Source organism: Mycobacterium bourgelatii (genome assembly GCF_010723575.1).
GTDB classification, from domain to species: domain Bacteria; phylum Actinomycetota; class Actinomycetes; order Mycobacteriales; family Mycobacteriaceae; genus Mycobacterium; species Mycobacterium bourgelatii.
Genome location: NZ_BLKZ01000002.1, coordinates 893,766 through 914,685 on the forward strand (window position 1 = coordinate 893,766; position 20,920 = coordinate 914,685).

Below are 20,920 nucleotides of genomic sequence, written 5' to 3' on the forward strand. Positions count from 1 at the left end.
GTCCATTGTCGGTCGTGATCGCGCAGGAATTGATCGCATCTGCAGGTGCCGACCTGGTGAATCTCGGAGACGCGATCAACGCAGCCACCGCGGCAGTCAGCAAGCCCACCAGCGGGCTTCTTCCCGCAGCCGCAGATGAAATTTCCGCGGCGATTGCGGATCTGTTCAACGAGCATGGCCAGGCCTTTCAGGCATTGAGCACCCAGACGTCGACGTTCCACGTGCGGTTCACACAGCTCTTGAACGGCGGGGTAGCACAGTACGTCGGCGCTGAGGCCGCCGCTGCGTCCCCGTTGAATTCGATTCTGGCAGTGATTAATACGCCTACCGAGCTGCTATTCGGCCGCCCACTGATCGGCAATGGAGCCGACGGAACGGCCGCCAACCCCAATGGTGGGCACGGTGGTCTGCTGTACGGCAACGGTGGCAACGGTTACTCCCAAACCGCGTCGGGGCTGGCTGGTGGCGCGGGCGGCTCGGCGGGGTTGATCGGCAACGGAGGCAGCGGCGGCGCCGGTGGAGCAGCCGCGGCCGGCGGGAAAGGCGGCCTGGGCGGCTGGCTGTGGGGCAACAACGGCGCCGCCGGTACCGGCACGGCGGTCAACGTGGCCGTGCCGCTGGGCATGGACGGCAACTTTCCGGTCGTGAACGTCTCGGTCAACGGCGGGCCTGCTGTCCCTGTGCTCCTCGATACCGGATCTGCTGGGCTCGTCGTCCCGTTCTGGAATGTGGGCTGGCAAAACCTCGGCCTGCCCACCGGGTTCGACGTCATCCGTTATGGCAACGGGGTGAGCATTCTCTACGCCAACTTCAACACCACGGTCGACTTCGGCGGTGGAGCAGCCACTGCGCCAACCAACGTCCAGGTCGGGTTCCTGCCGTTCCCGCGAAACCTGGACGGGCTAGTTTTGATCGCTTCTGGCAACGGCTTCGGCCCCAGCGGCCACGGCATACTGGGCGTCGGCCCAAACATCAACTCGTACGCCATCGGCGGTCAGGGCACCGTTGTGACCACGGCGCTGCCGGGCCAGCTCAACGAGGGCATCCTCATCGACCTCCCACAGGGCTACATCCAATTCGGCCCCAACACCGGCACCCCCATCACCGCGGTGACCGGGGTGCCGGTCACCCGCCTAGACGTGCAGTTCGGCGGCTACAACCCGCTCGGCCCCTATTACTCGGTTACCTCCATTGTGGATTCCGGTGGCAACCACGGATCCATTCCAGGGGTCATCCTCGGTACTGGTCAAACCTCAGGAGTTCTGCCCGCTGGAACCGTAATCTCCGTCTCCACCAACGACAATCAAACGCTGCTGTACTCGTACATGACGACAGCGACCAACAGTCCGGTCGTCACGGTCAACTCTCCGATGAACACCGGCATTTTGCCCTTCTTGCTGGGACCGGTGTACATCTCTAACAGCCCCAGCGGCGTCGGGACGGTGGTTTTCAATTACCCGCCACCATGAACCGCCTAGCGGGGTGTGGCGCAGAAAGTCCTGGCAGTAAAGCGGTCAACAGCTAGCCGCGCCCGACGCTGAAGCCTCGAGGATTTCGCGCGACTCAAGGCGAATATTGTTGCCGCAGTCTGCAATACGTCGCACCAGATCGCGGGCCAGGTCAGGTGTACACACCGGATTGACGAAGGTGAGCTTCAACGCGGCTTCGCCGTCGACTCGTGTTCGGCCGACGATCGCCTGACCGGTATCAGCCAGGCGCCGGCGTATTTCGACGTTGACGACCTCTCGCTCGGAAGGCGAAACATCGCTACCTGTCCACCGCAGGACCACGGTGTTGGTCATGCAGGGGCTGATCAGCTCGAGATGAGGATCCGCGGCCACTGCCCTCTCCGCGGCGCGGGCGGTATCTACCGTGCGCCCGATCATCGCCGCCACCGTATCGAGGCCCAGGGACCGCAGCGTCACGAGAACTTTGAGCGCATCGAACCGACGTGTCGTCTGCAATGACCTTTCGACATGGTTCAGCGTGTCCTCCGGGTCGTCATCCTCGGGGTTGAGGAAGTCGGCGTGCTTGCGCATGACCTCGAAGTCGTTTCTATCTCGTAGCAGGAGCGCGCCACAGCTAATCGCCTGAAACAGCAGCTTGTGGAAGTCGATGGTGATCGAGTCGGCAGTGCTGATCCCGTCGAGTAAGTCCCGGTGGGCGTCGCTCAGCATCAGGCAGCCCCCGGCGGCCGCATCGACATGTACCCAAATGCAACGGCTTCGACGCGCAAGGTCGAAGCCGCTGGCTGTTTCGTCCCATTCATGGACCGGTACGAGTTTTCCTGTCTCACACCGGATACGAGTCCTTCGGTAAGGGACCGTACAAGAAATTACCCGGGCTGACAATTACTTATTGGCTATGAGAATTCAAAGATTTTTAACCGAAATGTACGAATCGTCAACACAATTGAATCAGGTCGAATCGATGTTGAACTGATGGACAAATGCCGCCGCGGTGTCCCGCAGTTGACACAAACGCGGCGGTTGTTCAGAGCCCCGCAAGGCCTAGTGGTATCAGACGACGTGGTAACAGACGACGTGGTAACAGACGCCGAAACGCGCGCCGCCGTCAGCCCACCACCGAGAAGTCGCCCTCGCTTTTCAACGCCGCCTGAATCTCGTCACGGGTGAGTTCGACATCGGTCGAAAGTCGTACCGTCGATGTGCCATTGGCGTTCAAGTCGATGCTGACGTCATGGACGGGCTGCAACGCACTCAGGGCGTTCGTCACGGTCTCCACGCACCCTTCGCACTTCAGCCCGTCTATTGAGAAGCTTTGTTCAGTCATGTCTCACCTTCTAAACCCGACTTGCCGCGTGCTCGCGTACCAAAGCGCACAGCTGCCATCTTCCCGGTACCCCTTTTAGTTCACGCTCACCTCGATCAGCGAAGCGGTACCTCGAACCGGTGACGATGTCACGCACCGTCGAGGAAACCAGCACCTCGCTGCGGCCGGCTTGCGCCGCGACGCGCGCGCCGATGTGGACGGCCATGCCCGCGACGTCATCCCCTCGCATCTCGAGCTCACCCGCGTGGATGCCGACCCGGATCTCGATGTCCAGTACGCGCACGGCGTCGACGAGTTCGTCGCAGCATGCGAGCGCGGCGCTTGGACTGGTGAACGTCGCTACGAAGCCGTCGCCGGCGGTGTTGACCTCTCGGCCGCCGAACCGCTGGATCTCGTGCCGCACGATGGTGTCGTGGCGGTCGAGCAGATCGCGCCACCGGTGGTCGCCGAGCAGGGCGGCCCGCTCGGTCGAGCCGACTATGTCGGTGAACACGATCGTGGTGAGCACCCGCTCGGCATCGCCCCCACCGCGTACACCGGTGACGAATTCTTCGATTTCGTCGACCATGGGCCCGCTGTCCCCGACCCAATACAGGCTGTCGTCGCCGGGCAACTCGACCAGGCGTGCCCCTGCAATGTGCTCGGCGAGGTATTCCCCGTGCTCGATCGGACTGAACTGCCGATTGTCGCGATGCAGGATCAGCGTCGGTGCCGAGATGCGCGGCAGGGTATCGCGCACGTCGCCGTTCCTGATCGCGGTGATGATCGCGCGGGCCATGCTCGGCGAAGCGGCACGGTTGCCGGCCGCATCCCACCACGCGCGGAACGCGTTGTCGCGCGCCACGCTCGGAGCGATGATGCCCAGGATGTCGAAGCCGCGTTCGACGGCATCCGGTTCGATCGCGATGGTGGTATATGGGTCGGCGTCGTCAATCTCATGCCCGATCGGGTAGTCGGGTGCGCGCAGTGTCCGGGGGCTGCCGTTGATGAGCACGAGGCCGCTCACCCGCTCGGGATAGTCGGCCGCGACCACCAGCGCGGTCATGGTGGTGAAACCGGGCGCGAGCAGCGTCGCCCGCTCGCAGCCCACCGTGTTCATCACGGCGATCACATCCTTGGCCCAGAATCGCGGCCCGATCATGTCCTGCGTTGAAACCCGAGACGACAGGCCGATCCCGCGCTGGTCGTACCGGATCACGCGGGCAAAGGAGGCCAAGCGGCGGTGAAAGCGGTACATGGACGGCTCGGAGTCGACCGCGTCGATCGGGATGGAGGGACCGGGTAGTACGAGGAGGTCGGTGGGGCCATCGCCGAACACCTGATATGCGATGTCGACATCGCCGCAGGTTGCATAGCGAGTTCGTGGGGCTTGCGCCACTCCTACAGGCTAATGATCGGAACCAGATAGCGGGCGGCGTATTCGCGCACGGCCTCGTAATCCGAGGTGTCGAGACGGTCGGTGGGGAACACAATGATGCCGAATGCGACGCGCAGCAAGATGTCAGAGATGTTGGCGAGGTCGATATCGGCGATGTCAGCGCCGCAGCGACGCAGCGTATACGCGATGCCGTCGGCGAACCGGCTGATCGGGAAGACCTCCGACCTCGAAAACATGCCGAGCAATTCCGGTTCGCTTTCGACGATGCGCGAGTACAGCGGTGAGTCCTGGATCAGACGCACCCCGAGCGCGAAGGCCTCGACCACGGCTTCCCGCGGGTTGCACCCCTTGGTGGCCTGGTCCAGCGTGGTGAAAAAAACTTCTGCCTCGCGTCGCACGACGCGTTCGAACAGCTTGTCCTTGGTGGGAAAGCGCCGGTAGATGGTGCTGCGACTGACTCCGGCCCGGGCTGCGATGTCTTCGATATTCGCGCGGCGCACGCCGTAGGTCTCAAACACCGCTCTGGCGGTGTCCAGGATGATTTCGTCCAGCTCGAGACTTAATTCCGTCGGCATATGGGCCGGATCGTATCGTTCAAACGCGTAGCCGGGCGTGACAACATGTTAGAGTGGGACAAAGACACAACTTTGTGTCACTGATTCACCCCGCGGGGAGGGGTCGCGGGCAAGGAGGAAGCATGACGGCCCAGTGGGCTGAACCGCCGGGGGGCACCGACTTTGACAGCGGTGTGCGGGAAGCTGTTCCGGTACTGATCGAGGACGACGCCGCCGAGGATGTGTCCCGGCTGGGGCCGGAATCGCTGATCTGGAAATTCTACGGCGATTACCGCACCCAGCTGTTCGGGTTCCAACGAACCGCAGGCACCGAGAACTGCATCGAACAACTCGCTCAAGGGGTCTTCGACCACTCGGTCATTTTCAGCGACACCCTGGGCAGGGCCAAGCGCACCGCGCCGCCGCTGATGAAGACCGTCTATTCCGACGATCCGCAGGCGTGGGGCCGTACGGTGCGCGATTTCCACAAGCCGATCAAGGGCACCATCAGCGACGGTTCGCGGTATCACGCGCTGAACCCGGAGTTGTTTTACTGGGCGCACGCGACGTTCGTCGATCAGGTCCTCTACAACACCGACACTTTCATCAGAAGGTTGTCGCACGCCGAAAAAGAGCAGATCTTCGAGGAAAGCAAGATCTGGTACCGCCTCTACGGCGTCAGTGACCGCGGCCAACCGCAGACCTACGACGAGTTCGTCGAGTATTGGAACGGAATGCTGGACCGCTTCGTGCCGCACAAGACCGTGCTGTACGGCACCGGTTATATCCGCAAAGGCATCCCGGGTCCGCGGATGATTCCCAAGCCGATATGGAAGGTGCTCTCCGCACCGCTCAACGCCTACGTCCGCCTCGTCGTTGTCGGAACATTGCCGCCGCAGATGCGTGAGGTGTGTGACCTGGAGTGGAGCGCCAAGAAAGAGAAGCGTTTTCAGCGGTTCGCCGCCGCAATGCGCGCATTGAACCCGCTCATCAACCGGCTGCCACTGCGGATGATCTACATGTCCTGGGCGGCCGACGCGTGGACTCGCGCCGGCGTCGACCCGCGCCGGCTGCACAACCGCGCGGCGTAGCGAGACGGGTCGGCGGCCGATCTGGCGGCGCCGAGCGCGCGCAAAATGCCAGCCTCGACGGAGTGTCGCCGTACAAGTACGCGCGCTCGCGGGGACGGGGTAGGGGTCGCGGCGAGTGTGCCGCGTCTAGCGCCGCTGTGACCGTGGGTCAGAATGGGCACATAGAGGCCGACCGCAATCGAGCAATCGAGGGGTGCCGCCCATGAATCTGGTAGCGCAGGCTTGGCAACAGGCCTGGGGAGAAGCTACTGACAGATTGGCCAACCCGGCGCGGGATTCCGACCCTGACAAGCTCCGCAACGCCGTTTCGGGCAAGACCGTCCTGATCACCGGCGCCTCCTACGGGATAGGCGAGGCGACCGCGCGAAAGGTGGCTGCTGCCGGAGCACGGGTGCTGATCGTGGCGCGTTCAGCCGAACGGCTCGACGACGTCGCCGCGGCGATCAACGCCGGCGGGGGCGAAGCGATCGCCTATCCGGCCGACCTGACCGACGAGACCGCCGTCAACGTGTTGACCAAGCAGATCACCGAGCACCACGGGGCGCTGGACATCGTGGTGAGCAACGCCGGCAAATCACTGCGCCGGTCCTTGCACAACCAATACGACCGGCCGCATGACTTTCAGCGCACCATCGACATCAATTACCTCGGCCCGATCTGGCTGTTGCTGGGGCTACTCCCGGCGATGCGGGAGAAGGGCCGCGGACACATCATCAACGTGTCCAGCGTCGGCGTGCGGGTGGTACCGGGGCCGCAATGGGGGGCGTATCAGGCGTCCAAGGGTGCTTTCGATCGTTGGCTGCGCAGCGTCGCACCGGAACTGCATGCCGACGGCGTGGACGTCACGTCGGTCTATTTCGCCCTGGTTCGCACTCGGATGATCGAGCCCACCCCCGTCTTGCGACGACTTCCGGCGTTGAACGCCGACCAGGCCGCCGACGCCATTGCCAAGGCGATCATCGAACGGCCGCGCACCAACGAGCCGCCGTGGATGTTGCCCGCCGAGGTGGCGTCGGTGTTGCTTGCCGGGCCTGCCGATCGGGCGGCCCGGCTGTGGCACCGCAGGTTCTTCGCCGAAGCGGGCAGGAAGGGCGAACAGTGACGGCCGGCGTGGTCGGCACGGCGGCGCGGGCAGTGCTGCTTTCGGGCTTGCTCGGTCCGCCCGGTCCGAGCGCAGCCGCGCGCCTGGTCCGCGAGCTCGTCCGAAGCGGGACGAATCTCTATACGCTGCTGGCTATTTCGGCGGCGAGATGGCCTGACCGGACCGCGATCATCGACGACGACGGCGCGCTGAGCTACCGCGAGGTGCAATCGATCACCGAGGCGCTTGCCGACGAACTCCGCCGAGCGGGGGTGGGGCCGGGGCATGCCGTGGGCGTCATGTGCCGCAACGGACGCGACTTTGTCGCCTCCGTATTCGCCACGGCCCTGGTGGGTGCGGACGTAGTTCTGGTCAACACGGAGTTCCGCAGCGACGCGCTCGGCGGTTCCCTCAGTTCCCATTCGATTAGAACGATGTTCTGCGACAAGGAATTCGCTGACCAGATCCACGAAACCGGGCAGCAGATACAGCTTTTCGATCCGCAGGAGTTCCCGGCGCAGGCCGCCGTTGCGCGCCCGAAGGTGGCGCCGGCCGGCAGAATGATCCTATTGACGTCAGGGACGACGGGTGTGCCCAAGGGGGTGCCACGCACACCAAAGGTGAGTTCAGGACTGGGCGTGGGTGTGACGATCCTCGAACGCACCAGATTACAGGTCGGATCTCGAGTTGGCTTGGCAGTTCCGATGTTTCACGGGCTGGGCTTCGGCATCTTGATGCTCACCGTGGCACTGGGTGGCACCGTGCTCACGCATCGCCGTTTCGACGCCGAGACCACGCTCGCCCAGGCCTCGCTGCAACGCGCCGATGCGCTCAGCGTGGTACCGATCATGCTGTCCCGCATTCTGGACCTGCCCCAGCGGGTACGTGCACGGAATCCGTTGCCGTCGCTGCGGGTGGTGATCTCCAGCGGTGACCGGCTCGATCCCAGCCTGGCGCGCCGGTTCATGGACGCCTACGGCGACGTGCTGTACAACCTCTACGGTTCCACCGAGGTCGGAATCGGTTCGCTGGCAACGCCGGTCGAGTTGCGTCGCTCCCCGGAAACGGTGGGCCGACCGGTCGCCGGATGTCCGGTCCGCATCTACGACAGGCGCGGTCGGCCGGTAGGACGGCGGGTCACCGGACGCATCTTCGTCGGCGGCGCAATGGGATCCGACGGATACACCGGCGGTGGCTCCAAGGCCGTCATCGATGGGATGGTCAGCACCGGTGACATGGGTTACCTCGATGATGCCGGTCGGCTGTATATCGTTGGGCGCGAGGACGACATGATCCTTTCCGGCGGGGAAAACGTATACCCGCGGGCATTGGAGAATGCCCTGGCCACCCACCCCGACATCGCCGAGAACGCGGTCGTCGGGGTGCCCGACGAACAATTCGGGCACCGGCTTGCCGCCTACGTCGTCCTGAAGGCGGACCGGGCCGTCGACGTGCCCGCATTGCGAGAGTTCCTGAAGGGCAAGGTGTCTCGTTTCGAGCAGCCGCGGGACATCCACATCGTCGAAAGCATCCCGCGCAATCCCGCCGGCAAGGTAATACGCCGGGAGCTCACGCGCTGAGCGGCTCGGCGCAATTCCTACTCGGATTCTTCGAGTTCCTCGGATTCGCCGGGCTCTAGGGCGATGACCGTGTTGTTCAACCACTTCGGCGCCAGCACCGACAGTACGGTCGCCCCTGCGGTGGCACCGCCGACCCCGAGCCAGGCCACCGGCCCCAGCGGCGTGCACCCGAAGAATTGGCTCAGCCCCGGTGTTTGGATGATGCCGATCAGCGCGCCCGCGCTGCCCAGTGCCGTCGCCACGACGAGCGGACTGTGTTGTCGGGTGAGCAGCGTCTGCGCCAGCTGCGTCGTCACCAGAGCGGTCAGTCCCATTGTCGCCGTGCGCCTTTCCGTTCCAGGCGTCCAGCGTCCGATGGTCCAGGCGGCAGTCGCCCCGGCGGCCGTGACCACGCCGCGGTTGACGATCTGGCGCATCAATGGCGCGTCCAATGAAGGCCTGGGACCCGTCAGCACCGCACGGCGATGGGCACGGCGTGCCTCCTCGGCCTCTTCCTCGGTGTCGTACTCGGCCTCATCCGGCTCGGCGAACTGCGACGTCACGGCGACCGCCAACGCGGGGAACATGTCGGTCAGCAGGTTCACCAGCAGCAGCTGACGCGTGCCGATCGGCGCCCTACCGTTGCCGAAAGCCGTTCCTAGGACGGTAAACATCACCTCGCCGACGTTGCCGCCCACCAGGATCGTCACCGCGTCGCGCACGCCCGCCCACATGCCCCGCCCCTCGACCAGTGCGTCGATCAGTACGCCCAGGTCGTCGTCGGTCAAGACGATGTCGGCAGCCCCACGCGCGGCGGAGGAACCGCGGCCGCTGACTCCGATGCCCACATCGGCCATCCGGATCGCCGCTGCGTCGTTGGCGCCGTCGCCGACCATGGCGGTCACCCGCCCACAGCGCTGCAGCGCCGCCACGATCTGCACCTTTTGCTCCGGGCTGACGCGAGCGAACACCTGAACGTCCGCAGCGAGTTTGGCGCAGGCGTCTTCATCCAGACCGGCGATTTCGGCACCCGTGACCACTCGGACGTCCGCCGGCAGCCCCAACTGGCGGGCGATCGCCCGCGCGGTGACGGGGTGGTCGCCGGTGATCAGCACGACGTTGCGGTCGGCGTCCAGCAAGGCTTCGATCAGGGGACGCGACGACGCCCGCGCGGTGTCCGCCAGTCCTACATAGCCGAGTAGTTCGAGGTCTTTGGCGGCCTCGTCGACGGCATCGGCATCGGTGTCCTCTTCCCCGGTGGTCCCGTTGTCCCACGGGCGTTGCGCCACCGCGAGCACTCGTAAGCCCTGCTCGGCGAGCTCGTGCACCAGCGTCTCGGCGTGTTCAATCTCGGTGTCGGGATCGGCGAATCGGCAGCGCGGCAGGATCTCCTCCGGCGCGCCCTTGACCATCAAGATCGGTTTCGTGCGCTTGGCGCTCGCCGTGCCTATCGTGGCGGCGTAGCCGCGGCTGGACTCGAATGGCACCTCTGCCAGCACCGTCCAATGCGAATCACCTTGCCCGTTAAGCGAACTCGCCGCGGTGATGATCGCTTCGTCGGTGGCATGGGCATGTCCCTCGCCGTTGTGCGGCTGGGTCGATGCGCGCGCTGCGGCTCGCAGTATCTCGGGGTCGGGTTTGTCGGGCAGCGGATCACCCGGGGCGGCGTCGCGCGGAATGGCGCACACGACGCGTAGTCGGTTCTCGGTCAGGGTGCCCGTCTTGTCGAAGCAAATGGTGTCGACCCGGCCCAGCGCTTCGATGGTGCGCGGTGAGCGCACCAAGGCCCCCCGCGCCGTCAGCCGTTGGGCCGCGGCGAGCTGGGAGAGGGTGGCAACCAGCGGCAGGCCCTCGGGGACGGCAGCCACGGCGATGGCCACGCCGTCGGCCACGGCCTGCCGCAGCGAGGCGCGGCGCAGCAGCGCCAACCCGGTCACCGCGGCGCCACCCGCGAGGGTCATCGGCAGCACCTTGCTGGTCAGCTCGCGCAACCGGGCCTGGACCCCCGCCGACGTCTCGACGTCGGCGACCGCCGAGATCGCGCGGTGGGCAGCAGTGCCCACCCCGGTGGCCACCACGATCGCGCGGGCACGTCCGGCGACGATCGTGCTTCCCTCGAAAAGCATGCTGGCCCGGTCCGGGTCTGCGACGGCGACCGGATCCACCTGCTTGTCCACTGGCAACGACTCGCCGGTGAGGAACGACTCGTCGACCTCGAGGTCCTCGGCGATCAACACGCGGGCATCCGCCGGGACGACTTCCGGTGCGGCCAGATCGATGACGTCGCCTGCCCGCAACGACTTCGCCGACACCGTTACCGTGCGCGTGGCGTGCCGCGCCGCCTCCAGCCGTCGCCGGGTCGTCGCCATTGCCGGAACGACGACGCGACGCACCAGTTGATCCTGTTCGGCGAACAATTCGGCGGCCGCCGCTTCGGCTCGCAACCGCTGCACGCCGCCGGTCAGTGCGTTGACGGCCATCACGCCCGCCACCAGCACCGCGTCGACGTTGCTGCCGACGATCGCGGAAGCCGCCGCTCCGACGGCAAGGATCGGGGTCAGTGGATCGGACAGTTCGACCCGCGTGGCACGTGCCAAGCGGCCCATCGTTTGAATCGGGCCGCGTAGCGGCGCAACCGCCGGCTCGTAGGAGAGGTCGCTGAGCCGGCGTCGCCAGGTCGGGGTCGCGGACTCGACGGCCAGCGGGCGCTTCCCGCCCGCCAGTCGCGAGTAGACGATCTCGGGGTCCAGCGCGTGCCAGGCGGTCAGTGGCTGCGGTGTGGGGTCCGGTAGCCGCAGCACCCGGGCGGCCGACCAGCTTCCCGAAACCAAGGCCGTCGCCGCGGCGGCGTTGACTGGGTTGAGCCAGCGCCGGAAGCTGGCCGGATTGGTGGACCGGTCCTGTTCACCCGTAACGAGCAGCAGGCCGGCCAGCGTCGTGCCGCCCTGCGCGAGGTGTACGGCCGATTCGCTCGTCGCGCGCGCCGCCGGAAGGGCTGACAGTAACCGCACCGCCGCCGCCAAATCGGTGCCGGTGATGATGTCAGCGGTCCACGGGGTGGCCGCCCGGGGATCGTCGAGGGCCACCCCGACGTCGGCGATGGCCAACGCGGCCAGCGTGTCGGTCGAGGCGAAGTCGCGGTGTAGCGCGGTGATCAGCAATACCGGCCCGCGGTCGACTCGCAGCTCCCGCACGAGCTTGAGCAGGGGCGTGCCCGACGGATGCGTCGACCCGACGCTGGCCGACAGGTCCTCGGTGCCGGCCACATTGCGCAACACCACCCGCGCTCCGGTGCGGTGGGCGGTTTGTAGCAGCGGAACCGCGTACGGGTCGACCTCCCATCCCACGTCGACGCTGCCGACCCGCTCGCCGTCCACCACGAGCTCGGCGTGTTCGAGGCCTTGAGCGGGTGTTGCCGACGGCCCCTGCGATCGGACCCATTTCAGCCGCGCGCCGGTGGCCGGCAATTCGTCGGGATCCGGTTCCGGTGCCTCCTCCCCGTGCAGCAGGGCGTCGGCAACCTCGTAGACGCGATCGTCGTCCCAGCCCGGCACTTCTCCGCGGGAATGCAGGACGGCGCGGTGATCACCGCGAAGCGCGGCCCCGTCGATGACGACCACCTTCACCCGGTCCAGGCGACGGAGTGCGCCCGGATCCAGTACCAGCAGGCCCTGGTTAGCCAGCCCGCGTCCCAGGGTCGCGGCGAACGCCTGCCGACCGAGGTGGGCGGCTTTGGGCACGCCGGCCAGGATCGCCTCGGCGGCCTCCGCGGCGCCGCCGCCGGCGAACAACGCGCCTGCGGCGGCTACCACCGAGCCGTTCGCCGCCTGGTTGACGTACTCCTCGATGGGGCCGGCCATCGCCCCCTTCGCGGTGTCGATCGCGGAGTCGATGGCGCCGTCGACGACGACGTGCGAGGCCTCGCCCGCGGCCGCGGCCGCCCAGTTGTGCCGAGGCGCCTGCTCGTCCCCTGCGGAAGACAGCACCTGCACCACCGGTGCCTGTGGCCGGGTTGGCGAGGCCAACCCGGGCTCCCGTTCCCGCCATCGCTGGCGGTGCGCCGCCGCCTCGGACAGCTGGAGGCCACGTTGGACCAGGTCCAATAGCGGTGTGCCGACTGACTGGCTCAACCCGTACGCCAAAGCGGTCGAACCACTCAGCGCGATGTCGGTGCCTACTCGGCCGAGCTTGGACTCGAGGACCGACACCACACGCGGCTGATAGTTGATGAGGGCCGCAGCAGCCCGGGCGCTGCGCGGCGCCATCGGCAGCCGGGTGAACCAGCCGGTCACCGCGGCACTGACGGCCACGACGTCCATGGCCGCGGCGGTCAGCGGCACCAGAATGGCCAGGGGGTTGCCCGGGTCGGCGAAGGGTGCGGCCGGAGGCGCCGACCCGGAATCCGTCTCGGACAGGTCGGTGCTCACGGCGGCGACGGTCTCGCGCACCTGGTCCAGGACGTCGTCGGTGTCGGCGTCTGCCTCGACCTCCACGACCAGTCGGCCGAGGGCCCCTTCGACGTGGGCCTTGGCGACACCGGGAATTCGGCGCACCGGTTCCTCGACCACGGCGGCGTGCTCATGCCAGCGTGGAAACGGCAGCAGCGGGTCGAGGTCGAAGTGCACCCGTCGCCCGCTCTGCCACCGAATCGGTGGCTCGATGGTGTCCTTGGCGCCGTGTGTGGAGTCCCGTTGGCCGAGCATTCGATTGGTCGATTGAGCCGCGGTCTGCACCACCGGAACGACGAGCTCAACCACTGGACTGGTCAGGGTCTGAACGGTGCCGGCGGCGCCGGCCGCACCGTTGATCCCGGCTCGCAACGCCAGGGCGGCCCCGCTGGTGATACCGCCGACGACGCCGGCCACACCCGGGATTTTCATTCGGCCACCTCTCGACTACGTCCAGCGCCCCAATCCTCCTGGCGTCCAACGGTGCTGTCCACACGTGAGTGCGTACGCGCATCCGACGATGCCGCCAGGGAAGGGCGTGTCAGCTGGCTGACTACAGCAGTACCCAACCAGCGGCGGAAAAACTTGGCCTAGCGCGATGAATTTGCCTCGCGTGTCGGGTGCCGCGATGACTCTGCGGATTTGGCGGGAATGTGCGAGAAGACGCCGCCAAGAGCGCAGAGTCGACGCACGGAGATATGGCCCCGTGAGGGGTTGACCCGCCATTCCCCCAGTTAGGTGGACTACAGGTAGCGGTGGTGTGCCTTGCCGACGTGGTACCCGGTGGGGAATGACTTCTCGATGACCTGAAGCTGGTGGTCAACCCTGGACTCGAGTTCCAGGACCACGCAGCTGTCGCCGACGGTCTTGGATTCGAGAACTATGTAGCGTTGACCGCCATCGGTGATCGGGTCACCCGAGTGCAAAGCCTCCACGGGTACTAATTCGGCATCTCCGTCTGATCCCTCTGACTCCACGCGATTCACAGTAAGCCAATTCCGCTGACCAGGGAACACCTGTGAGTCGGTAATGCCTGATCACGGCCATTACACAGCCTCCGGTGGTGCACCGAGAGAAGCGCTGTCGGCCAACTGCTTTGGCGTCGCGATTCGGGCTACTCGGCGCGCCGGAAGGCCAAAAAATTGGTGCACGGGGCACCTCCGAGGCGCGGTTACGCTTTATTTACTGCCGAATTTCAACGGCGACCGCAGAAATCCGACTGGTCCCCGGGCTTAGTGAAAGGCGTCCAAATGTCGTTTGTGATTGCACTGCCGGAGAAGGTGGCCGAGGCCGCAGCAGATCTGGCGGCCATCCGCTCGTCGATCAGCGCCGCCAACACCGCCGCCGCAGTTCCCACGGCGGGTGTCGCGCCTCCCGGCGCGGACGCGGTTTCGGCAACCATCGCTGCCCTGTTCGGCGCGCACGCTCAGGCCTACCAGAAATTGAGTGCTCAGGCGGTCGCGTTCCACGACCAAGTTGTTCAATTGCTCGCCGCGGGAGGGAAGGCGTACGAAGCCGCCGAAGCCGGCAACGCGACGCCCCTGTAGACACCCTCGTTACGACCCGTCAGGGCCGTCATCGGCGATCGTGGCGGCCAGCCCAATCCAGTCCCGAGCGACTCCACGAAACCGACGCTAGTCGTTTAGGCATCGTGTCTCAGGCAACAATGGTGCGGTGAGTGGGCCCAGCACGTCGCAGACGCCAGCCTGTTATCGCCACCCCCAGCGGACCACGTACGTCCGCTGCACCCGATGCGACCGCTACATCTGCGGGGAGTGCATGCGGGTGAGCCCGGTCGGCCACCAGTGCGCCGAGTGCGTGGAAGAGGGAGCCCGGACCGTCCGTCAGCCGACGCTGCAATTCGGCGGGCAACAACTGTCGCCAACCCCGGTGGTCACCATTGCGCTGATCGGGGTGAACGTGCTGGCCTTCATCTTGCAGATCGCGTTGCCCGGGTTGACGCGAGAATTCGCCCTATCGGCCCCCGGCGTCGCCGACGGACAGGTGTACCGACTGGTGACCTCGGCGTTCCTGCACTACGGCGTGACCCATCTGTTGCTGAACATGTGGGGCCTGTACGTGGTGGGGACGCCGCTGGAGACACTGCTAGGTCAGGTGAGGTACGTCGCGCTGTACGCGTTGAGTGCGCTCGGCGGCTCAGTGCTGGTCTATCTGATCTCGCCGCTCGACTCGTTGACGGCGGGGGCCTCGGGCGCCGTGTTCGGCCTGTTCGGTGCCCTGGCAGTGGTGGCGAATCGACTCAAGGTCGACGTGCGCTGGATCGTTGCCGTCATTGCGATCAACCTGGCCTTCAACTTCGCTGCCCCCGCCATGGGTTCCGGGCCGATCAGCTGGCAGGCACACGTGGGCGGGTTGGTGACCGGGGCGTTGGTAGCCGCGGCGTTCGTCTACGCGCCCCGGGAGCGGCGCACGCAGATCCAAGTCGGAACTACGGCCGTTCTGCTGGTCATTTTCGTCGCGCTGATCTGGTGGCGCACAACTGTTTTACTGCCTCTTATGGCGTGAGCAGCCGCAGCAGCGCGTCCGAGCGCGAATGGTGGTGCCGGTAAGGCTACGTTGTGTCGCATGGGTTGGTGGGTTGCGCACGCGGAGCGGACGTTGAGCGAGGAGGTGCCCGCACCACCTGACGCGGTCCGCGATTTCTATGTGGACCTCGACAACATCAGAATTGTCCACCCATTGATCGTGTCGGTTCAGGTGCTGTCCCGCAGCGAAACGCCGGAGGGCTATCGGCAGACGTACCGGGTGGTCGACCGGATTCCATTGGGTCCGATCACCATTCGAACCAGCTACGTCGCCCGGTTGGATGTGCCCGTGTCGGGTGACGTGAAGACGGAGGCCGACCAGTCACCGGGCGTGCGCCTGCGCGGAACGGTGACGTTCGCGCCCACCGGAGCCGGCACCCGGGTCACCGAACGGATTCACATCGCCGCGCCCCGCCCGCTGGCGGGATTCACCACCCGCGAAGCGGTCAAGGCGCACATCGAGATGCTCTCAGGGATCCGGCGTCACTTCGAATCGAGCTGAGCGGGTTTCCATTCCGAGGTCAACGCCAATTCGGACAGGTACTTCGTCGAGCTCCAGCCCCCGTCGACGACGATCGTCTGCCCGTTGATGAAGGCGCCGCCGGGTGAGCAGAGGAACGCGACCGTGCTGGCGACATCGTCGACGGTGCCTAACCGCTGGTGCGGCGTCATCTCCACCTGCATGCGCTTGAAACGTTTGTCCTGCAGTCGCTGCTCGGTCATCGGGGTCTGGATCACCCCGGGAGCCACCGCGTTGCAGCGTATTCCCTGGGATCCGTATTGACAGGCGATGTGGTTGGTCAGGGCCGTGAGCCCGCCCTTGGCGGCGGAGTAGGCGCCGCCACGCATTCCGCCGACGACCGCGAATGTGGAGGTGATGTTGATGATCGCCGAGCCGGGTGCCATGTGCGGCAGCACTTCGCGAGCGAGCCGGAATGGCGCCCGCAGCATCAAACCCAGGAAATAGTCCAGGGATTCGTCGTCGGTCTCGTGCAGGGGCTTGGGGCTGCCCACCCCGGCGTTGTTGATCAGGAAGTCGATCCGCCCCCATCGGGACACGGCGGCGTCGGCGATCTGCCGCGGTGCGTCGTCGTCGGTGAGATCGGCGGCGTGCGTTGCGACCCAGTCGGGATCACCGATCGCCCGCGCCAGTTCGGCGAGCCTGCTTTCGTCGCGTCCCGTCGCCAACACCGCTATGCCCGCCTCGGCAAGCTTGGTGGCGCAACCGAAACCGATTCCGCCGGTCGCCCCAGTGACGATCGCTACCTGCATGTCACCGCACCGCATTCATCAGCGCCGCCTTGATCTGGTGTTTCAGAATCTTTCCCGCGTCGTTCTTCGGCAATACATCCCAGATGACCACTTGTTCAGGAACTTTGAACCGCGCCACGCCCGCTGCCTCCAGGAAGGCACGCAAACTGGCCACGTCGGGCGCGGGCTCGGTGTCGGTGTTGGCCACGACCACCGCGCATGCCCGTTCTCCGGTGCGGTCATCGGGCACACCGACGATGGCGATCTCAGCGATCCCAGGATGGGCGGCCAACATGTCCTCGACTTCCTTGGGCGAGATGTTTTCGCCGTTGCGGATGATGATGTCTTTGGCTCGTCCGGTGACCACCAGGTATCCATCGTCAACCCAGCGCCCGAGGTCTCCGGTACGGAAATAGCCGTCGGAATCAAAAGACTCGCTTTCGTCATCGCGGTGCTGGTAGCCGACAAGCATCTGCGGGCCCCGCACCCGGATCTCTCCGCCGACCACCTCGACTTCGGCTACCCCGATCCGACCATCGGTGTCCGCGGCGTGGTCGGGATCATCCAGCGAACCGACGGTGGTTACCGGCACCTCGGTCGAACCGTACACGCGGCTGACGGCGGCGCGGTCGAAATACGCTGTGGCCCGGCGGATCAACGACGGCGACACGGATGCACCACCGCAGATGAACAGCTTGAGGTCCGGCAGCTGGGTATCACCGCGTTGGGCGGCGGCCAGGAGCTGCTCCAAAAACGGTGTCGCCCCGGCCATATGGGTGCACCGGTGGTGCTGCATGAGCCGAACGGCCTCGTCGGCGTTCCAGCGATCCATGAGTACCGCGGTGGTGCCCAGCAGCAGCGGTGACTCGAACGCGTAGATGGATCCACCGATGTGCGCGATCGGCGAGGCAACCAGGAATACGTCACCGCCTTCGACCCGCCAATGCTCACGGATCTGGCGGATCAGCGCATGAATCGAGTTGTGGCTGTGCAGAACGCCTTTCGGTCGCCCCGTGGTGCCGGATGTGTAAAGAATCATGCGAACGGCGTCGGGATTCAGGGTCGGCAGCGGCCGACCGGCCTCACTAACCAGCGACTCGAACGGAAGCTGGCCGGCACCGGCGTTGCCCCGCACCACCACGACGTCCGGTGGTGACTCTAGCTGCGCTGCGACCCGGCCCAACATCGCGGTGTAGTCGTGCCCGCCGAAATCGGCAGGGACGAAGATCATCCGGCTGTCGGCATCTTCGAGGATGAACCGCAGTTCACGATCGCGCATGGACGGAAGGATCGGGTTGGCCACCATCCCGGCCAGCGTGGTGGCCAGATAGATGACCGCGGCCTCGTGCCAGTTGGGCAGCATGAATGAGACCACGCTGCTCGGTGGAATCCGTTGGTGCATCGCGTGTGCCAGCGTCGTCGCACGCGCATACAGGTCCCGACAGGTCACCTGCTGATCACCGTCGACCAACGCCACCCGCTCGGGTGTCCGCTGCGCGGCCTCCCGCAGCGAATCGGCCAGCGTGGTTCGGACCCACCAGCCCTGTGCATACGCTTGGGCAGCGCGGTCCTCGTCCCAGCGGACCCACCGACCGCCGATCTGCATTCGGCGTGCGCTAGCCACGTACCCGTCGCATCGTCATGGAATGCCGGAACCTGGCTGCGGGGTGGGTGTTGAGCGTCACCTGGGCGACCTGCCCGTCCGACGTCGAATAGGTGCGCAGCACCTCCAGAGCGGGTGCCCCGGCCTCGGCCTTGAGGCCCCGTGCCAGCTCTGGCGAGATGAGTACAGCGGCGATTTCCTGATGAACCTCAACAATACTCAGTCCGAACAGGTCCTCGATCAGTGGGAAGATGGGGCCTTCGTGCCGCTGCAGCAATCGCCCGACCGCCGCGAACGCACGGTTGATGTAGTACTCGGTGCGGCACAGCGCAGCCGCGGACGGAGCCGCGTCGTCTGCTTGCCGGTATCCACGAACGGACAGCCACTGTTCGCCAACGGCCAGGTCGGTACTGGCCGCCACGTCGTCGTCGATGGTGACCATGGCGATGGAGTCGATCGCGAACCGTGTGCCGGTGGCGAAGGCCAGTAGGTCGTTGATCGACATCACGTGCTGCACATACGAATCCGACGAGGGTCGCGGCACCACCAGTGTCCCGGTGCGTGGCCGCGAGGACACCAGGTTGTCTTCCCGTAGCCGCCGCAACGCCTCACGAATGGTGTAGCGGCTGACGGCAAATCGTTCGCACAGTTCGTGTTCGGTAGGCAGCTGCGACCCGACGGGATACACGCCGTCAACGATCTCCTTGCGCAAGGTGCGCGCCACCTGGAGATAGCGGTGGTCGACGACTTTGGATTCGGGCATCGGCGTCGCCCTTCACGAACCTCGGCGCAGTGCCAGCACGCTGCCGTCGCCGTCCGCCGAGACATACAGGGTGCCGTCGGGTCCGGCGGCGATGCCCGCGAACGGTCCCTGCGGCCCGGAGAACGGGGGCATGCCGCGCAACGGCTTCGGAGTCACGCCGGGCGGGGCGCCCACCGGAAGATCGGCGGCGATCGTATGCCGGGTGCCGTCGGCCAACTCGACCGCAACGACCTCTTTGGCGCCGGCGTCGACCACGTAGAGCGTGTTGTCGAGGACGAGAATCCCTTGCGGCCGTTGCAGTCCCTCCACGACGGTGCCCGTGCCGTCCAATTTGACCACCCGCCCGCCGCCGGACTCCGAGACCAGGCAGGCGCCGTCGGGGGCGATCGCCACGCCGACCGGTTCGTTCAGGCCCGAGGCCACCACATTCGCTTGACCCTGCGCGATCGACAACACCCGGCCGGTCCCGAGTTCGGCGACCAGCACGGCGCCCGACGGCGCGACGGCTATTCCGTACAGTTGATCGAAACCTGTTGCCAAGAAATCGCTTTCGTTGGCTTGGGGCCGGTAGCGCGCCACCTCGCCGTTCGACGTGGTGACGATGAATTCGCCAGGGCCGGTGGCCGCGACGCCACGCAGGAAACCCGGATACCCAGGGCTGAACAACATTCCGGCGGTCCGCAGCGTGCCGCGCTCGCGATCGTCGGATCTGATCGTCGACGACCCGCTTCGCCCGGCTTCGCCGCGCTCGCGATCGTCGGATCTGATCGTCGACGACCCGCTTCGCCCGGCTTCGCCGCGCTCGCGATCGTCGGATCTGATCGTCGACGACCCGCTTCGCCCGGCTTCGCCGCGCTCGCGATCGTCGGATCTGATCGTCGACGACCCGCTTCGCCCGGCTTCGCCGCGCTCGCGATCGTCGAGCGCGTAGAAGTACGTGCCGTCGGCAATATAGAGAAGCCCGTCCGCTCCGACGGCAAGATCCAGTGGCCAGTTCAACCCACCGGCCAGCACGGTCTGCGACTCACCGTCGCCGAGGATCTCGGTGATCTCGCCGGTGAAGTTCGAGACGAACAGCCGCCCGCCGACGAAGGTCAAGTTGTCCAGACCCGGATTCAGGTTGGCCAGTACGGTCCGGTCACCATTGCGCGGATCGATGCGCAGCACCTGCCCGCTATGCACCTGGGTCGAGACGAGGTAGCCCTCGGCGTCGAACTTCACCGCGTCGGGCACCCCCAGATCACCCGCGACCCGTTGGGGTTCGCCCCCTTCGAGGTCGATGCGCCAGATCTCGTTGGCGCCCATGACCGGGAAATACAACAGACCGTCCGGCCCGACTTCCATCGCGTTCGGCGAGGGGACATTCTCCAGCAGCACGCGGGGCGGACCGCCATTTAGGTCGAGTTCCAACAGCCGCCCGCCCTCGCGGCACTCGCCGATGAACAACCGGCCCTGGTGGACGGTGATGCCGTTGGCGCTCGGGACGTCGGCACGAAGTACCCGGGTGCGCCCGGCGGGATCCCGCACGCTGACCCGCCCGTCCATGACTTCGGTCGCGTACAGGTTGCCGGCGGGGTCGAAGGCCACATCGTCGGGAGCGATGATGTCACTGCCCTTGGCGCTGATCGTGTCCAACTTGCCGGTCGCCACGTCGAGCGCGCTGATCTGGCTGCCGGTCACCTGGGCGATGTAGACGCGGCCGTCGGGACCCGTGCGCAGACCGTTGGCGCCGAACAGCCGACTGGGCGGGGTGAGCCGGGTCAGGGTCCAGCCCTCGGCAAGGCGTGGTGACGTTGCGACGGGGTAGCGGGCCATCACCGGTGGGACGTTACAACCGATCCGTGGTCCAGACA

General features: G+C 66.0%; 16 protein-coding genes and 1 pseudogene. 7 read left to right on the top strand and 10 right to left on the bottom strand.

Annotation, left to right across the window (positions count from 1 at the left end):
* Positions 1–5: 5 nt before the first annotated feature.
* Positions 6–1,469, top strand: a complete 1,464-nt coding sequence (locus tag G6N68_RS29140; protein WP_163719603.1) for a PecA family PE domain-processing aspartic protease — start codon at positions 6–8, stop codon at positions 1,467–1,469.
* Between the two features lie 45 nt (positions 1,470–1,514).
* Here the strand turns inward: G6N68_RS29140 and G6N68_RS29145 are convergent, their stop codons facing one another.
* The 4 genes from G6N68_RS29145 to G6N68_RS29160 form a co-directional block, all read right to left on the bottom strand.
* A complete protein-coding gene (locus G6N68_RS29145; protein WP_163719605.1) occupies positions 1,515–2,351 on the bottom strand; it encodes a pyridoxal phosphate-dependent decarboxylase family protein in 837 nt (278 codons plus the stop codon).
* Positions 2,352–2,574: 223 nt separating this feature from the next.
* Complete coding sequence (locus G6N68_RS29150) at positions 2,575–2,793, bottom strand: heavy-metal-associated domain-containing protein (RefSeq protein ID WP_163719607.1); 219 nt, start codon at positions 2,791–2,793, stop codon at positions 2,575–2,577.
* A gap of 10 nt (positions 2,794–2,803) precedes the next feature.
* A complete protein-coding gene (gene lipJ / locus G6N68_RS29155) occupies positions 2,804–4,171 on the bottom strand; it encodes a bifunctional lipase/adenylate cyclase LipJ (RefSeq protein WP_163719609.1) in 1,368 nt (455 codons plus the stop codon).
* Between the two features lie 2 nt (positions 4,172–4,173).
* A complete protein-coding gene (locus tag G6N68_RS29160; RefSeq protein WP_163719611.1) occupies positions 4,174–4,746 on the bottom strand; it encodes a TetR/AcrR family transcriptional regulator in 573 nt (190 codons plus the stop codon).
* Between the two features lie 122 nt (positions 4,747–4,868).
* Between G6N68_RS29160 and G6N68_RS29165 the strand changes: the two genes are divergently transcribed.
* From G6N68_RS29165 to G6N68_RS29175, 3 genes are all read left to right on the top strand, one after another.
* Positions 4,869–5,816: an oxygenase MpaB family protein gene (locus tag G6N68_RS29165; RefSeq protein WP_163719613.1), complete on the top strand. Its 948-nt coding sequence runs from the start codon at positions 4,869–4,871 to the stop codon at positions 5,814–5,816.
* Between the two features lie 202 nt (positions 5,817–6,018).
* Positions 6,019–6,918, top strand: a complete 900-nt coding sequence (locus G6N68_RS29170; protein WP_163719615.1) for an SDR family NAD(P)-dependent oxidoreductase — start codon at positions 6,019–6,021, stop codon at positions 6,916–6,918.
* Entirely contained in the window at positions 6,915–8,477 is a 1,563-nt protein-coding gene (locus G6N68_RS29175) for an AMP-binding protein (protein WP_240355984.1), read from the top strand. Before G6N68_RS29170 ends, G6N68_RS29175 begins: the two co-directional genes overlap by 4 nt.
* Positions 8,478–8,494: 17 nt before the next feature.
* On the opposite strand, the gene G6N68_RS29180 is transcribed toward G6N68_RS29175, so the two are convergent.
* Positions 8,495–13,336: a cation-translocating P-type ATPase gene (locus tag G6N68_RS29180; RefSeq protein ID WP_240355986.1), complete on the bottom strand. Its 4,842-nt coding sequence runs from the start codon at positions 13,334–13,336 to the stop codon at positions 8,495–8,497.
* Positions 13,337–13,647: 311 nt separating this feature from the next.
* Positions 13,648–13,881: a hypothetical protein gene (locus G6N68_RS29185; RefSeq protein WP_163719617.1), complete on the bottom strand. Its 234-nt coding sequence runs from the start codon at positions 13,879–13,881 to the stop codon at positions 13,648–13,650.
* A 273-nt stretch (positions 13,882–14,154) separates the two neighbouring features.
* On the opposite strand from G6N68_RS29185, the pseudogene G6N68_RS29190 reads away from it, so the two are divergent.
* From G6N68_RS29190 to G6N68_RS29200, 3 genes and pseudogenes are all read left to right on the top strand, one after another.
* A pseudogene (locus tag G6N68_RS29190) lies at positions 14,155–14,439 on the top strand (PE family protein); the annotation flags it as partial.
* A gap of 139 nt (positions 14,440–14,578) precedes the next feature.
* Positions 14,579–15,430 carry a rhomboid family intramembrane serine protease gene (locus G6N68_RS29195; RefSeq protein WP_163719620.1) on the top strand — a complete coding sequence of 284 codons (852 nt, stop codon included), beginning with the start codon at positions 14,579–14,581 and terminating at the stop codon, positions 15,428–15,430.
* Positions 15,431–15,490: 60 nt separating this feature from the next.
* Positions 15,491–15,952: an SRPBCC family protein gene (locus tag G6N68_RS29200; protein ID WP_163719622.1), complete on the top strand. Its 462-nt coding sequence runs from the start codon at positions 15,491–15,493 to the stop codon at positions 15,950–15,952.
* Here G6N68_RS29200 and G6N68_RS29205 read toward each other — a convergent pair.
* From G6N68_RS29205 to G6N68_RS29220, 4 genes are read right to left on the bottom strand one after another with little or no spacing between them, the layout of a single operon-like run.
* Complete coding sequence (locus tag G6N68_RS29205; RefSeq protein ID WP_163719624.1) at positions 15,934–16,722, bottom strand: SDR family NAD(P)-dependent oxidoreductase; 789 nt, start codon at positions 16,720–16,722, stop codon at positions 15,934–15,936. The genes G6N68_RS29200 and G6N68_RS29205 overlap by 19 nt on opposite strands.
* A 1-nt stretch (position 16,723) precedes the next feature.
* Complete coding sequence (locus G6N68_RS29210; RefSeq protein WP_163719626.1) at positions 16,724–18,307, bottom strand: AMP-binding protein; 1,584 nt, start codon at positions 18,305–18,307, stop codon at positions 16,724–16,726.
* Between the two features lie 10 nt (positions 18,308–18,317).
* Positions 18,318–19,067: a GntR family transcriptional regulator gene (locus G6N68_RS29215; RefSeq protein WP_163719628.1), complete on the bottom strand. Its 750-nt coding sequence runs from the start codon at positions 19,065–19,067 to the stop codon at positions 18,318–18,320.
* A 12-nt stretch (positions 19,068–19,079) separates the two neighbouring features.
* Complete coding sequence (locus G6N68_RS29220; protein WP_163720059.1) at positions 19,080–20,882, bottom strand: SMP-30/gluconolactonase/LRE family protein; 1,803 nt, start codon at positions 20,880–20,882, stop codon at positions 19,080–19,082.
* Positions 20,883–20,920: the final 38 nt, after the last annotated feature.

What these genes read in the sequence shown, in the direction of transcription:
- G6N68_RS29215 (WP_163719628.1), bottom strand. Translation starts at nt 19,067, where the DNA reads ATGCCCGAATCCAAAGTCGTCGACCACCGCTATCTCCAGGTGGCGCGC.
- G6N68_RS29160 (WP_163719611.1), bottom strand. Translation starts at nt 4,746, where the DNA reads ATGCCGACGGAATTAAGTCTCGAGCTGGACGAAATCATCCTGGACACC.
- G6N68_RS29205 (WP_163719624.1), bottom strand. Translation starts at nt 16,722, where the DNA reads ATGCAGGTAGCGATCGTCACTGGGGCGACCGGCGGAATCGGTTTCGGT.
- G6N68_RS29180 (WP_240355986.1), bottom strand. Translation starts at nt 13,336, where the DNA reads ATGAAAATCCCGGGTGTGGCCGGCGTCGTCGGCGGTATCACCAGCGGG.
- G6N68_RS29165 (WP_163719613.1), top strand. Translation starts at nt 4,869, where the DNA reads ATGACGGCCCAGTGGGCTGAACCGCCGGGGGGCACCGACTTTGACAGC.
- G6N68_RS29220 (WP_163720059.1), bottom strand. Translation starts at nt 20,882, where the DNA reads ATGGCCCGCTACCCCGTCGCAACGTCACCACGCCTTGCCGAGGGCTGG.
- G6N68_RS29210 (WP_163719626.1), bottom strand. Translation starts at nt 18,307, where the DNA reads ATGCAGATCGGCGGTCGGTGGGTCCGCTGGGACGAGGACCGCGCTGCC.
- G6N68_RS29150 (WP_163719607.1), bottom strand. Translation starts at nt 2,793, where the DNA reads ATGACTGAACAAAGCTTCTCAATAGACGGGCTGAAGTGCGAAGGGTGC.
- G6N68_RS29200 (WP_163719622.1), top strand. Translation starts at nt 15,491, where the DNA reads ATGGGTTGGTGGGTTGCGCACGCGGAGCGGACGTTGAGCGAGGAGGTG.
- G6N68_RS29170 (WP_163719615.1), top strand. Translation starts at nt 6,019, where the DNA reads ATGAATCTGGTAGCGCAGGCTTGGCAACAGGCCTGGGGAGAAGCTACT.